At 72.5% G+C, this 13,287-nt stretch carries 12 protein-coding genes; 3 read left to right on the forward strand and 9 right to left on the reverse strand.

The genetic code is table 11. The features are described 5' to 3' along the window. Positions 1–107: 107 nt before the first annotated feature. The 3 genes from ACQPYE_RS29545 to ACQPYE_RS29555 form a co-directional block, all read right to left on the reverse strand. The gene (locus ACQPYE_RS29545) at positions 108–836 is read right to left on the reverse strand and encodes an SDR family NAD(P)-dependent oxidoreductase (protein WP_498716051.1); all 729 of its coding nucleotides are present in this window, start codon (positions 834–836) and stop codon (positions 108–110) included. Positions 837–1,175: 339 nt separating this feature from the next. Further along, positions 1,176–1,823 carry a UdgX family uracil-DNA binding protein gene (locus tag ACQPYE_RS29550; RefSeq protein ID WP_498716052.1) on the reverse strand — a complete coding sequence of 216 codons (648 nt, stop codon included), beginning with the start codon at positions 1,821–1,823 and terminating at the stop codon, positions 1,176–1,178. 2 nt (positions 1,824–1,825) lie between these two features. Continuing rightward, complete coding sequence (locus ACQPYE_RS29555; RefSeq protein ID WP_498716054.1) at positions 1,826–2,008, reverse strand: CsbD family protein; 183 nt, start codon at positions 2,006–2,008, stop codon at positions 1,826–1,828. A 73-nt stretch (positions 2,009–2,081) separates the two neighbouring features. On the opposite strand from ACQPYE_RS29555, the gene ACQPYE_RS29560 reads away from it, so the two are divergent. Both ACQPYE_RS29560 and ACQPYE_RS29565 read left to right on the forward strand, forming a co-directional pair. Further along, positions 2,082–2,441, forward strand: a complete 360-nt coding sequence (locus ACQPYE_RS29560) for a VOC family protein (RefSeq protein WP_498716056.1) — start codon at positions 2,082–2,084, stop codon at positions 2,439–2,441. A gap of 209 nt (positions 2,442–2,650) precedes the next feature. Beyond that, positions 2,651–3,184, forward strand: a complete 534-nt coding sequence (locus ACQPYE_RS29565; protein ID WP_498716058.1) for an ANTAR domain-containing protein — start codon at positions 2,651–2,653, stop codon at positions 3,182–3,184. On the opposite strand, the gene treZ is transcribed toward ACQPYE_RS29565, so the two are convergent. The 6 genes from treZ to ACQPYE_RS29595 all read right to left on the reverse strand — a co-directional run bounded on the left by treZ (position 3,144) and on the right by ACQPYE_RS29595 (position 12,688). Continuing rightward, the gene (treZ, locus tag ACQPYE_RS29570) at positions 3,144–4,889 is read right to left on the reverse strand and encodes a malto-oligosyltrehalose trehalohydrolase (protein ID WP_498716060.1); all 1,746 of its coding nucleotides are present in this window, start codon (positions 4,887–4,889) and stop codon (positions 3,144–3,146) included. The genes ACQPYE_RS29565 and treZ overlap by 41 nt on opposite strands. Then, positions 4,886–7,015 carry a malto-oligosyltrehalose synthase gene (treY, locus tag ACQPYE_RS29575; RefSeq protein WP_498716061.1) on the reverse strand — a complete coding sequence of 710 codons (2,130 nt, stop codon included), beginning with the start codon at positions 7,013–7,015 and terminating at the stop codon, positions 4,886–4,888. Before treY ends, treZ begins: the two co-directional genes overlap by 4 nt. A 104-nt stretch (positions 7,016–7,119) precedes the next feature. Continuing rightward, a complete protein-coding gene (gene glgX / locus ACQPYE_RS29580; protein WP_498716063.1) occupies positions 7,120–9,243 on the reverse strand; it encodes a glycogen debranching protein GlgX in 2,124 nt (707 codons plus the stop codon). A 51-nt stretch (positions 9,244–9,294) separates the two neighbouring features. Then, positions 9,295–9,633, reverse strand: a complete 339-nt coding sequence (locus tag ACQPYE_RS29585) for a hypothetical protein (protein WP_498716064.1) — start codon at positions 9,631–9,633, stop codon at positions 9,295–9,297. 91 nt (positions 9,634–9,724) lie between these two features. After that, a complete protein-coding gene (gene malQ / locus ACQPYE_RS29590; protein ID WP_498716065.1) occupies positions 9,725–11,629 on the reverse strand; it encodes a 4-alpha-glucanotransferase in 1,905 nt (634 codons plus the stop codon). A 135-nt stretch (positions 11,630–11,764) separates the two neighbouring features. Then, the gene (locus tag ACQPYE_RS29595) at positions 11,765–12,688 is read right to left on the reverse strand and encodes a LacI family DNA-binding transcriptional regulator (RefSeq protein ID WP_498716066.1); all 924 of its coding nucleotides are present in this window, start codon (positions 12,686–12,688) and stop codon (positions 11,765–11,767) included. 109 nt (positions 12,689–12,797) lie between these two features. Here ACQPYE_RS29595 and ACQPYE_RS29600 point away from each other — a divergent pair, with 109 nt between their 5' ends. Next, complete coding sequence (locus ACQPYE_RS29600; RefSeq protein WP_498716068.1) at positions 12,798–13,280, forward strand: peroxiredoxin; 483 nt, start codon at positions 12,798–12,800, stop codon at positions 13,278–13,280. Positions 13,281–13,287: the final 7 nt, after the last annotated feature.

Below are 13,287 nucleotides of genomic sequence, written 5' to 3' on the forward strand. Positions count from 1 at the left end.
GCGCACCCCGAGTTCAACGCTCAGGCAACGCCAAGCCTGCGCCGAACGGTGAACTCGGGTGCCGTGAACGTAGGACTCTCGCGGCGTGAACGTAGGACTCTCGCGGGTCAGGAGGTGAAGCCGCCGTCGACGTGCAGCTGCGCGCCCGTCACGTAACGGGCCTCGTCGGACGCCAGGAACGCCACCGCCGCCGCGATCTCCGCCGGCTCCGCGTAACGCCCCAAGGCCGTGAAGCCGCGCACGACGTCGGAAACGGCGCCGTCCGCCGGGTTCATGTCGGTGTCCGTCGCGCCGGGGTGCACCAGGTTCACCGTGATCCCCCGCGGCCCCAACTCCCTCGCCAACGCCTTCGTCATGCCCACCAACGCCGCCTTGGACGCCGAGTACAGCGAGAACCCGGGGAACACCGCCCGCTCGGCCACGTTGCTGCCGATGCCGATCACCCGCCCGCCGGCGCCGAGGTGCGGCAACGCCGCCTTGACCGCCACGAACGCCGCCCGCACGTTCACGTCGAACGTCCGGTCGAACTCCGCCACCCCCAGCTCCTCCACCGGTCCGACAACGAACTCGCCCGCGTTGTTCACCAGCACGTCCAACCGCCCCAGCACCGCGACGGTCTCCTCCACCGCCGCGACCACCGCCGCCGCGTCACCGCTGTCCGCCCGCACGGCCACCGCCCGCCGCCCCAGCCCCTGCACCCGCTCGACCACGTCACCCGGGCTGGTCCGGTAGGTGATCGCCACATCCGCGCCCAGCTCCGCCAACCGCACCGCGATCGCCGCGCCGATACCCCTGCTGCCGCCCGTGACCAGGGCGACCTTGCCGTCGAAGTCCATGCCGCGAATCGTGCCCCGCCGGCGCGTCCCGGTCCGGCGGGAATCAGACGTCGCGCTGGGCGAACCCACCGCGCAGACCGCTCCGCATCGGATCGGCCCCGGAGCCAACACGGAATTTACGTTGCGAGAGTCGCGTGGGCTCGCATAAGTTCGAGGTACACGAGGAAGGAGGTGGTCCGAAGTTGAATAGCTATAGGACTCGTCGTGAGGTGGCTGTCCGCTAGGACCGACCTTTCCCAGGTGGTCTGGGCGAATCCCAGGCAGCCACCCGGCCCCCGTGACCCCGAGCCCAGTCCAGCTCGGCCCGCACCTGGTGCGGGAAGCGGTCAGGGGGCCGTTTCACGTTCCGGAAGACCGTTCGCCCAGGTGGGCGCGCACGACCCGCAGGTCGGCCAGGAACTTCCGGTACGCCTCGTCGCGGTCGGGCGCGCGCAGCACCGCCGAAGGGTGCACGGTCGCGATCACGTCGTAGTCCTCGCCCCGCTCGACCTGGCCACGGCGCTCGGTGACCTTGAACGAGGCGCCCAGCACGGCCTTGGCCGCCGTCGCGCCCAGGCACACCACCAGCGCGGGCCGGACCTGCGCCAGCTCCGCCCGCAACCACGGCAGGCAGGCCACGACCTCGCCGCGTGACGGCGACTTGTGGATCCGCCGCTTCCCGCGCTCGGCGGGCACGAACTTGAAGTGCTTGACCGCGTTGGTCAGGTACACGCCCTCACGCGCCAGGTCGGCCTCGTCCAGCGCCTTGTCCAGCAGCCGGCCGGCGGGCCCGACGAACGGCTCGCCCTGCCGGTCCTCGACGTCGCCGGGCTGCTCGCCGACGAGCACCAGGCCGGCGTCGGCCGGTCCCGCGCCGAACACCGTCTGGGTGGCCGGCTCGTGCAGGTCACAGCCCCGGCAGCCGGCCGCGGCACGGCGAAGCGCCGCCAGGTCCGCGCCCTCGGGCACGAACTCGGCGGCGCTGGAAGTGCGATCAGCCGGCGGCACGACTAGCGGTCGTCGCCGCGGAACGCGTCCTTGACCTTCTCCCCCGCCTGCTTCAGCGAGCCCTTGGCCTGGTCGGCGCGGCCCTCGGCCTGCCACTGCTCGTTGTCGGTGGCGTCACCGACCGCTTCCTTCGCCTTGCCCTTGAGCTCCTCGGCCTTGTTGCTGACCTTGTCGTCGGTCCCCATGACCGTTCCTCTCGTCAGGACTCTTCCGTCTGCCGAGGGATACCCGTCGCCCGGACGGGGAAACTCCGACGACATGACCGCACGTATCGTCGCCATCGCCGTGGACTGCCCTCCGGGCCAGGTCAGCGCCTTGGAGGAGTTCTGGTGCGCGGCTCTCGGGCACCGCGTGACGCGCCGTTGGAAAGACCCCGAAGGGGTGGAGTACACCGAGTTGACCGGCGCCGGCCCGATGCTGCTGCCGCAACCCGTCGCCGAGCCGAAGCGGACCAAGAACCGGCTGCACCTCGACCTCGCGCCCGGCGGCGACCGGGACGCGGAGGTGGCCAGGCTCACCGGCCTCGGCGCACGCGTCGTCGACGCCGACCCGCGCCTGCCGTGGGTGGTGTGCGCCGACCCGGCGGGCAACGAGTTCTGCGTGCTGCCGCCACGCTGAAACCCCTCCAGTTGCACCGCACCGCCCGTCCTCTACTACGGTGATCGTCTACGCGGTTGAAAAGCCAGCCGCAAGCCACCCGGCGCCCGCGAGGGCACCAGGGTCAGCGAGAGCTGTGGGCTTGCCGGGTGCTGGCACCCGCGTGTCCGGACGTTCTCGCACTGCTGGCCTGGCTGACCGGTACCGACGTGCGAGAGAGGAGCCCGACCGTGGTCGGGGACAACGGGCATGACGATTCGCTGACCGCGCGGATCGCCAGCCTCGAGGCCGAGATCGTGGGGCTGCGCAAAGCGGTGCAGACGCGCACCGTGATCGGGCAGGCCACCGGCTTGATATCCGCGGTGCAGGGCTGCACCCCCCAAGAGGGGTTCCAGCTGCTCGTGCGGATGTCACAGCACCACAACGTGAAGCTGCACACGATCGCGCTGAAGCTGCTCGACCTCGCCACCGAGCTGGGGCCGAGGCAGGCCGTGCGCGCCGTCCACGTCTCCGCCGAGCCCGCACCCGCGGCAGCACCCGTGCCCGATCCGGACGACGGCCACCTCGCCGTCCCCGAGTGGCCCGGGGTGGAGGTGGTGAGCGCGGCACGCGGTCTGGTCGCGGCCTACGAAGCGGCTCGGTACTCCGGCGACGACCGGCCGGAAGTGCGAAGACAGCTGGCCGACCAGGTCGAGTCGGCCGGTCGGCTGCTGGCCGAGAAGCTCACCGAGGTCGGTTGGCTCGTCCCCGATCCGGGGGCGTGACCGGCGCGCGCTCGACGATGGCGAAGGAGTCGGCGGGCAGGTGCACCGCCTGCCCGTCCACCTCCACCTCCGCCGACGCGAGCAGCACCTCGCCCACCTCGACGTCGAGCCGCACCTCGGCGTCGTCCCCGAGGTTGCACAGCACCCGCAGCGAACCCCGGTGCAGCACGAGCACCCGCCCCTCCTCGCGCACCGCGAACCGGTCCAGCCGCGGGTCCGCGAGCTCCGGGCGCGACCGGCGCAGCGCGATCAACGCGCGGTAGAGGTCGAACAGCTCCCGGTGGCCGGGCTCGGACACCTCGTCCCAGCGCAGCGTCGAGCGCCGCACGGTCTCCGGGTCGATCGGGTCGGGCACCTCCGACTCGCCCCACCCGTGCCGGCCGAACTCGCGGCGCCGCCCCGTGCGCACCGCCTCGGCCAGCTCCGGGTCCGGGAACGACGCGAAGAACTGCCACGGCGTGCTCGCCGCCCACTCCTCGCCCATGAAGATCATCGGCGTGTACGGGGAGCACAGCACGATCGCCGCGCCCACGGCCTGCCGCCGCCACGGCACCGTCGCCGACAGCCGGTCGCCGGTGGCGCGGTTGCCGACCTGGTCGTGGTTCTGCAGGTAGGCGAGGAACCGGTAGCCGGGCAGCCGGTCGCGGTCCACCGGGCGGCCGTGGCGCCTGCCCCGGAACGACGACCACGTGCCCGCGTGGAGGAACACCTCGCGCAGCGTCCTGCCCAGCGCGCCCTCGAAGTCCGGGTAGTAGCCGGACGTCTCCCCGCTCAACGCCACGTGCAGCGCGTGGTGCAGGTCGTCGGACCACTGGGCGTGCAGGCCGAGGCCGCCGCCTTCCCGCGCGGTCACCAGCCGGGCGTCGTTCAGGTCCGACTCGGCGATCAACGTCAACGGCCTGCGGACGGCGGCCGACAGCGCGTCCACCTCGACGGCCATCTGCTCCAGCACGTGCAGCGCGCTGCGGTCCACGAGAGCGTGCACGGCGTCCAGCCGCAGCCCGTCCACGTGGAAGTCGCGCAGCCAGCCCAGCACGTTGTCCACGACGTACCGGCGCACCTCGTCGGAGCCTTCGCCGTCGAGGTTGAGACCCGGCCCCCAGTCGTTGCTGCCCGCGAAGTACGGCCCGAACCGGTCGAGGTACGCGCCGGACGGCCCGAGGTGGTTGTACACGACGTCCAGCACCACGGCCAGTCCGCGCCCGTGGCAGGCGTCCACGAACCGCTTGAACCCGTCCGGTCCGCCGTAGGGCTCGTGCGCCGCGCCCCACAGCACGCCGTCGTAGCCCCAGCCCGCCGTGCCGTCGAACGAGTTCACCGGCAGCACCTCGACGTGCGTGACGCCCAGTTCCACCAGGTGGTCCAGCCGCCCCACCGCGCCGTCGAACGTGCCGGCGGGCGTGAACGTGCCGATGTGCAGCTCGTAGATCACCGCGCCGGGCAGCGCGCGCCCGGTCCACGCCTGGTCGGTCCACTCGAACGCCGAGTGGTCGTAGACGCGTGACTCGGCGTGCACCCCGTTCGGCTGCCAGGACGAGCGCGGGTCGGGCAGCACGTCGTCGGAGTCGCCGAGCAGGAACCCGTAGTCCACCCCGGCCACCTCGGCGTGCCACCACCCGCCGGCGCCGGCGGTCATCTCGTGGTCCCGACCGTCCACCCGCACCCGGACGCGCTCGTGCGCCGGCGCCCACACCGAGAAACTCACCGATCTCCTCTTACCAGCAGTGCCACGGGGTAGCGGTCCAGCATCCCGGCCAGCAGCGGGTCGGCCGGGCGGGAGGTGAGCACGTCGGTCCACTCACCCGGCGGCAGGGGCAGCACCGCGTCGCCCCAGCCGCCCGCGTTCGCCAATCCCACCGGAAGCCGGGTCGCCACCGCGACCAGACCCGACCGCTCGAACGCGACTACGTGCGGTGCGGTCCGCCCGGACGCCTCCAGCGGCCGGTAGCCGCGGAACAGATCGGGCCGGTCCCGGCGCAACCGCAGCGCGCGCTGCACGACGAGCAGCTTGGCCGCGCCCGAGTCGTCGACGTCCGGCAGCCAGCCGTCGTCGAGCCGGTCCAGCAGCCGCCGCCGCACCTCGTAGTCCACCGGTCGCCGGTTGTCCGGGTCGACCAGCGACAAATCCCACAGCTCGCTGCCCTGGTACACGTCCGGCACACCGGGCGCGGTGAGCTGCACCAGCTTCTGGCCGAGCGCGTTGGACCAGCCGGGCACGACGATCCGCTCCACGAACGACGCCACCTCGGCCGCCACCGGACCGGACAGCACCTGCTCCGGCCACGCCGCCACGGCCGCCTCGAACGCCTCGTCGTGGTCGACCCACGTGGTGCGGACCTTCGACTCCTTGGCCGCCTTGTCCAGGTAGGCGCGCATCCGGTCGGCGGTGATCGGCCACGCGCCGACCAGCGACTGCCACGCCAGCATGGCCAACGACGGCTCGTCGATCGGGTGCGCGGCGTTCCACCGGCGCACCGACTCGGCGAACTCGCCGGGCAGCTCCGCCAGCACCGCGAGCCGGGCCCGCACGTCCTCCGAGCGCTTCGTGTCGTGCGTCGACAACGCCGTCATCGTCGTGGGCGACCCCGCTTCCCGCGACGCCGCACGCGCGTGGAACTCGCCCGGCGGCACCCCGAACCGGTCCGGCGCGCCACCGACCTCGTTGAGCGCCACGAACCGGGTGTAGCGGTAGAACGCGGTGTCCTCGGTGCCCTTCGCGACCACCATGCCGGACGTCTGCTGGATCCGCGTGGCCAGCTCGCCCTGCGGCTCGGCGCGCACCTGCCGGTCCAGCGCCGCCGCCGCCGGCGACCTCGCCGCGGTCACCGCCGCTTCCCACGCGTCGAGCCCTTCGGGCAGGTAGGAGCGGTAGACCGGGAAGTTGACCATCACCTCGGCCACCGCGCGTTCGGCCTCGGCCTGGTCCGCGTCGCGCACCAGGGCGGCGATCCGCCGCACCTCGGCGCGCAGGATCGTGCGGGTCACCAGGTCCCGGCACTCGTGCTCGACGGCGGCGAAGTCCGCCGGCACGCCGAACTCCTCGGCCAGCGCGGTGAACGCCGCCTCGCCCGCCGGGTCCACGAACAGCCCGCACACCTCGCGCAACGCGTCGTAGCCCGTGGTGCCGTCGACGGGCCAGCTCGCGGGCAGGCGCTCGTCCGCGCCGAGGATCTTCTCCACCACCAGCCACACCCCGGCGCGGTCCCGGAGCCGCCGCGCGTACCCGCCGGGATCGGCCAGGCCGTCGGGGTGGTCGACCCGCAGCCCGGTCACCTCGCCCGCCGCGACCCACCGCAGCACTTCGCCGTGGGTCGCGTCGAACACCTCCGGGTCCTCGACCCGCACCGCGGCCAGCGTGGTGATGTCGAAGAACCGCCGGTAGTTCAGCTCGGTGTTGCCGCGCCGCCAGAACGCCAGCCGGTAGTGCTCGTGCTCCTCCTCCGACGCCTCGTCGGCGGCGAAGGGCAGCAGCAGCGGCCCGGACTCCCAGTCGACGTCGAAGTACTTCGCGTACCGCGACCCCCGGCCGTGCCGGAGCACGTCCGCCCACCACTGGTTGACCTCGTCGTGGCCGACCGCCATGTGGTTGGGCACGATGTCGAGCACGAACCCGAGGCCGGCCCGCTTGAGCGCCTCGTGCAGCGCCACCCGCCCCGGCTCGCCGCCCAGCTCCTCGCGCGCCCGGGTCGGGTCGACCACGTCGTAGCCGTGCGTGGAGCCGGGCACGGCCTCCAGCACGGGCGAGGCGTACAGCGCGCCGACACCCAACGCGTCCAGGTAGTCGACCACGGCCTCGGCGTGGGCGAAGGTGAAGTCGGGCGTGAACTGCACCCGGTAGGTCGACGCCGGGGGCTCCCCCGCGTTCGAAGAGCTCCGCGGGCGTCCCCCCTCAGGGACCCCTGGTTTGATTCTACCGGCGGGGTCTGACAATTCCGTCACTCCTGCTCCAACCGCTGCAGCACCACCAGCGAGCGGGCGACCAGGGTCAGCGAGCCGCCTCCCGGCACCACCTCGCCCTGGCCCGGCGGCGCGACCTCGCCCGTCGCGGTGTCGACCACGACCGTCCACTGCGGACCGTAGCCCTCCTCCGGCAGGGTGACCTCGATGTCCTCGTGGTGCGCGTTGAACGCCAGCAGGAACGAGTCGTCCAGCACCCGCATGCCCCGCGGGTCGAGGTCCGGGATGCCCTCGCCGTTGAGGAACACCACGACGCAGCGGCCGAAGTCGTCGCCCCAGTTCTGCTCCGTCATCTCTTCACCCGAAGGTGTGAACCAGGCGATGTCGCGGAGCTCGTCGCCCTTGCGGATCGGCTTGCCCTGGAAGAACCGGCGCCGCCGCAGCACGGGGTGCTGCCGGCGGAACGCGGTCAACGCCGAGGCGAACTCCAGCAGGTCGCGGTTCTTCTCCGCCAACGTCCAGTCGACCCAGGACAGCTCGGTGTCCTGGCAGTAGGCGTTGTTGTTGCCCTGCTGCGTCCGGCCGATCTCGTCGCCGTGCAGCAGCATCGGCACGCCCTGCGACAGCAGCGTGGTGGCCAGCAGGTTCCGCCGCTGCCTGGCCCGCAGGTCGTTGACCTCGGGGTCGTCGGTCGGCCCCTCGACGCCGCAGTTCCACGACCGGTTGTCGTCCGCGCCGTCGCGGCCGTCCTCGCCGTTGGCGTCGTTGTGCTTGTCGTTGTACGACACCAGGTCGTTGAGCGTGAACCCGTCGTGCGCGGTGACGAAGTTGATCGACGCGTACGGGCGGCGGCCGTCGTCCTGGTACAGGTCCGACGACCCGGTGATGCGGGACGCGAACTCGCCGAGCGTGGCCGGCTCGCCGCGCCAGAAGTCGCGCACCGTGTCGCGGTACTTGCCGTTCCACTCGGTCCACAGCGGCGGGAAGTTGCCGACCTGGTAGCCGCCCGGCCCGACGTCCCACGGCTCGGCGATCAGCTTCACCTGCGAGACCACCGGGTCCTGCTGCACCAGGTCGAAGAACGTCGACAGCCGGTCCACGTCGTAGAACTCGCGGGCCAGGGTGGCGGCCAGGTCGAACCGGAACCCGTCGACCCGCATCTCCGTCACCCAGTACCGCAGCGAGTCCATGATCAGCTGCAACGTGTGCGGGCTGCGCACGTTCAGCGAGTTCCCGGTGCCCGTGTAGTCCATGTAGAACTTCGGCTCGTCGTCCACCAGCCGGTAGTACGCCTGGTTGTCGATGCCGCGCATGGAGAGCGTGGGACCGAGGTGGTTGCCCTCGGCGGTGTGGTTGTAGACCACATCCAGGATGACCTCGATGCCCGCCTCGTGCAAGGCGCGCACCATGCCCTTGAACTCCTGGACCTGCGTCCCGGTCTCCGGCATCGCGGTGTAGCCGGCGTGGGGCGCGAAGAACCCGATCGTGTTGTAGCCCCAGTAGTTCCGGAGGCCTTTTTCCTGCAGTCCGTGATCGGTGATGAAGTGGTGCACCGGCATCAGCTCGACCGCCGTGACGCCGAGGCCCTTGAGGTGGTCGATCACCGCCGGGTGCGCCAGGCCCGCGTAGGTGCCGCGCAGGCTCTGCGGCACCTCGGGGTGCTGCATGGTGAGGCCGCGCACGTGGGTCTCGTAGATGACCGACTCGTTGTACGGGGTCTTCGGCGGGCGGTCGTTGGCCCAGTCGAAGAACGGGTTGACCACGACCGACAGCGGCACGTGGCCCGCCGAGTCGAGGTCGTTGCGCGTGTCCGGGTCGCCGAACCGGTAGCCGAACAGCGACTCGTCCCAGTCGACGTCGCCGGCGATCGCCTTGGCGTACGGGTCGATCAGCAGCTTGTTCGGGTTGCAGCGCGGGCCGCGTGCCGGGTCGTGCGGTCCGTGCACGCGGTAGCCGTACAGCTGCCCGGGACCGACGCCGAGGAGGTAGCCGTGGTGGACGAAGCCGTCCACCTCGGGCAGCCGCACGCGCGTTTCGGCGCCGTCGGCGTCGAACAGGCACAGCTCGACGTAGTCCGCGACCTCCGAGAAGAGGGTGAAGTTGGTGCCGACGCCGTCATAGGTGGCGCCGAGCGGATAAGGAGTTCCGGGCCAGGGCCGCACAGGGTTATTCCTCCGGACGAGCGTGAACGATCCGACCCCTACCGGTCTGGATCAGGACCGGCCGCCGTGCGACCGGACGAGCTGACCGCGGGCCGCGACGAGGAGCAGCCTCGCCTCTTGCAGTTCGCCGTAGCGCAGGTGGTCGCAGGCGGCGCTGGCGCAGGCCACGGCCTGGGTCAGCGCGTCGTCCGACCCGGCTTCGACGCGCCGCAGGGCGTCCCTCAGGGACTCTTCGGCGTGCCCGGCCCCGGCGAGCGGGTCGGCCAGGTTCGAGGGCCGGACGTCCACCAGGACCTTCTCGACGGTCGACTCCAGGACACTTGCCGGACTGCTCTGGGGGACCATCTGCTCGGGCACGAGCCCGGTGCGGGTCATCAAGTCGGTGTTCACGGGTGACTGCCACCTCCAACCATGGCGCGGGTGACTGGCTGACGATACTCCGCGGCCGGGCCGCGCGCTGTGACGTGCACGTTTCGCTTCATCACGGACCATTCCCGCCTGCTGCGGACGGGCGACCGGCGGCCAGCGCCGCCACCGCCCGCCGCACGCCCGGGTCGTCGAACAGGTCGGCGAGCGGGATGGGCAACGGGATTCGCCAGTTCGGGTACTGGTCGGTGGTGCCTGGCAGGTTCGGCTGGCGCGTCTCGCCCAGCGCGTCCTGCGGCGAGGTCAGCACCAGCACGGAGCGGACCTTCGCGAGCAGGGCGTGGAACCCGGTAACCAAGTCATCGGCAGGGACACCTTCGTGCTTGAGGAGTTCGAGCAGTTCGCCACGCTCTCGCTCGGCTGCCTCATATTCCCCGTCCACCGGCCCGTCAAACTGCCCCAGTTCGGCTCGCACCCGAACGTGTTCGGCGGCGAGGAACCCGGCCACCGTCGGCAGGTCGTGGGTGGAGATGCTGGCCATCGCCGACGCGGTCCACTTCTCCGGCGGGACCAGCGGGTGCCCCGGCAGGTCGTACTCGCGCTGGAACCACAGGACCGCCGAGCTGAGCATCCCGTGCTCGTGCAACGCCTCGGTGACCTTCGGCTCCACCGTGCCGAGGTCCTCGCCCACGACGACGGCGCCCGCCCGGTGCGCTTCCAGCGTCAGCACGGCCAGCATCGCGTCCGGGTCGTAGTGCACGTAGGTGCCGCGCTTGGGCGCCTCGCCCGGCGGGATCCACCACAGCCGCCACAGTCCCGCGACGTGGTCGATGCGGATGCCGTCCGCGTGCCGCAGCACGCTGCGCACCACGGCCCGGAACGGCTCGTAGCCCTGCTCGGCGAGCCGGTCGGGCCGCCACGGCGGCAGGCCCCAGTCCTGGCCCAGGCGGCTGAACGCGTCCGGCGGCGCGCCGACCGTGACGTCCGCGGCGAACGCGTCCCGCACCGCCCACGTGTCCGCGCCGCCGGGGTGCACGCCGACCGGCAGGTCGTGCACGACGCCGACGGCCATGCCCGCGTCGCGCGCGGCCCGGCGCGCGGCGGCCAGCTGCTGCTCGCACAGCTCCTGCAACCACGCGTGGAACGCCACCCGCTCGGGGTCGGCGGTGGCCGTCGCCGGGTCGCGCTGCGCCGGCGGCCACTCGCGCCAGTCCGGGCCGTGGGCCTCGGCCAGCGCGCAGAACCGGGCGAAGTCCAGCAGCTCGCCCTCGGGCGCGCGGTGCTCCTCGTGCCGCCAGAGCAGTTCGAGCGCCTTCGCCTTGGCCGTCCACACGGCGTCGTAGTCGATCAGCTCGGTGTCGTCGGGCGGGCGCAGCGCGTCGATCTCGGCGCGGGTGGCGGCGTCGGCGTCCCGGTAGGCCCGCAGGTCGGAGATCCGCAGGTAGAGCGGGTTGGCGAAGCGGCGGCTCGACGGGGAGTAGGGCGAGCGCTCCACCGGTAGGGTCGGGCTGACCGCCTGCACCGGGTTGACCAGCAGCACGCCCGCGCCCAGCTCGGCCGCGCTGCGCCGGGCCAGGGTCGCGAGGTCGGCGTAGTCGCCCATGCCCCACGACTCGGCCGAGCGCATCGCGTAGAGCTGGAGCATCCACCCCCACGACCGGGGGACGGGTGGGAGCCGGCGCGGCGCGACGATCACGGTCCGCGCGCCGAGCTTGTGGTAGCCCGCCGGCAGGGCCGCGGGCAGCTCGACCCGGCCGCCGTCCTCCAGCTCGACCTCGCGGGCCCCGCCCGCGCGGGTCTCGTCCAGCACGTCGCCCTCGCGCAGGACGATCGTGCTCGGCGGTGGTTTCGGGGTGGCGAGCGCGCGTCGCACCGCCTCCGGCGTCGAGGCGTCCACGTCCAGCTGCGCGAGCACCGCGACGACCACATCGGGGTCGACGTCCGCTCGGCGTTGGTTGGCGTCCTCGTAGTGGGTGGCCACGCCGTGGGCCTCGGCCAGTGCCGCGAGCTCGTCGTCCACGTCGGACAGCTTCGCCTTCCCCGTCGGTTGGGATCCAGACCGGTGACGAGTGGTCACCCGAAGGTTGCAGGAAGTTGCCCGTGGTTAATAACCCGGCCGAGTGACGTCCAAACCTGTTCGCCGGTGTTCACGCGGTCACATCCGGCGGACCGGTCCGGTCGACTCGCGCACCACGAGCCGCACCGGGGGCGGCTCGGTCCGGTCCTCCTCGCCGCGCAACCGGGCCAGCAGCACCTCCACGGCGTGCTCGCCGCGTTCACGCCACGCGCCCTCCACCGCGGTCACGCCGACCGCGCGGGCCAGGTCCGTGCCCTCCAGGCTGACGATCGACACGTCGCCCGGCACGTCGCGCCCGTCGCGGCGCAGCCGCAGGAGCACGCCGAGCGCCACCTCGCCGCTCGTGCTGATCACCGCGGACGGCAGCCGCTCCCCGTCCAGCAGCGCGTCCACCACCTGCTCGCCGCCCGCCACCGTCGAGGACGACCACAGCGTCCACTCGGGACGGACCGGCAGCCCCTCGGCGACCAGCACCTCGTCGTAGGACTCGTCGATGTCGCCGGCCAGGACCAGCGCGACGTCCCGGTGACCCGACCCGGTGAGGTGGCCGACGGCCAGCCGCAGCGCCTCGCGCAGGTCGTCGTCCCACACCGCGACCACGGGCACGTCCAGGCCCGCCAGCGCGGCGTCCTCGGCGGCGGTCAGGTTGACCGCCAGCGCCAGCACGCCGTCGACCCGCCGGGCCAGCGGCAGCTCCTCGAAGAACCGCTTGCGCGCGTCGGCGTCGCGCAGCACGTAGAGCAGCACGTCGTACCCGGCCTGCCGCAACGCGCCCTCCGCGCCCGCGAGCAGGTCGCCCCGTCCCACGTCGGCGGTGAGCACCGCGACGGCGTACCGGCGCCCGCCCGCGAGGCTGGACGCGTCCCGGGCGATCGCGTACCGCATGCGCTTGGCGACCTCGGTGACGTACCGGCGGGTCGCGTCGGACACGCCGGGCTCGCCGCGCAGCGCCCGCGACACCGTCGCCGCGGACACCCCGGCCGCCCTCGCCACGTCGGACATGCTCGTCAACTCACACCTCCCGGCCTGGTACGAGATTAGCGAGAACCGTACGGTTGCCCTGTCGCGAGCACCCTGCGAGACGTGATCGGCACCCTGCGGAAGGACCTCCATGAAGCCCGGCGACCAGGCACCCGACTTCACCCTGCCCGACCAGGACGGCACGTCGCGCGCGCTGTCCGACCTGCTCGCCGACGGGCCCGTGGCGCTGTTCTTCTACCCCGCCGCGATGACCTCCGGGTGCACCGCGGAGAGCTGCCACTTCCGGGACCTGGCGACCGAGTTCGCCGAGGTGGGGGCCCAGCGGGTGGGGATCAGCCCGGACTCGGTGCAGCGGCAGAACCAGTTCGCGACGCTGAACGACTTCGACTACCCGCTGCTGTCCGACGGCGACGGCGCGGTGGCCGCGGCGTTCGGCGTGAAGCGCCGCTTCGGCCCACTGCCCGTGAAGCGGCACACGTTCGTCATCGACACCGACCGCACCGTGATCGAAGTCATCAAATCCGAGTTCGCCATGAACGCGCACGCCGACAAGGCGCTGACCGTGCTGCGCGAACGGGCCGACCGCGCCGCTGACGGGCCGACCGGGACTTGACCGCACG

It is taken from the genome of Actinosynnema sp. CA-299493, assembly GCF_050946825.1.
GTDB lineage: Bacteria > Actinomycetota > Actinomycetes > Mycobacteriales > Pseudonocardiaceae > Actinosynnema.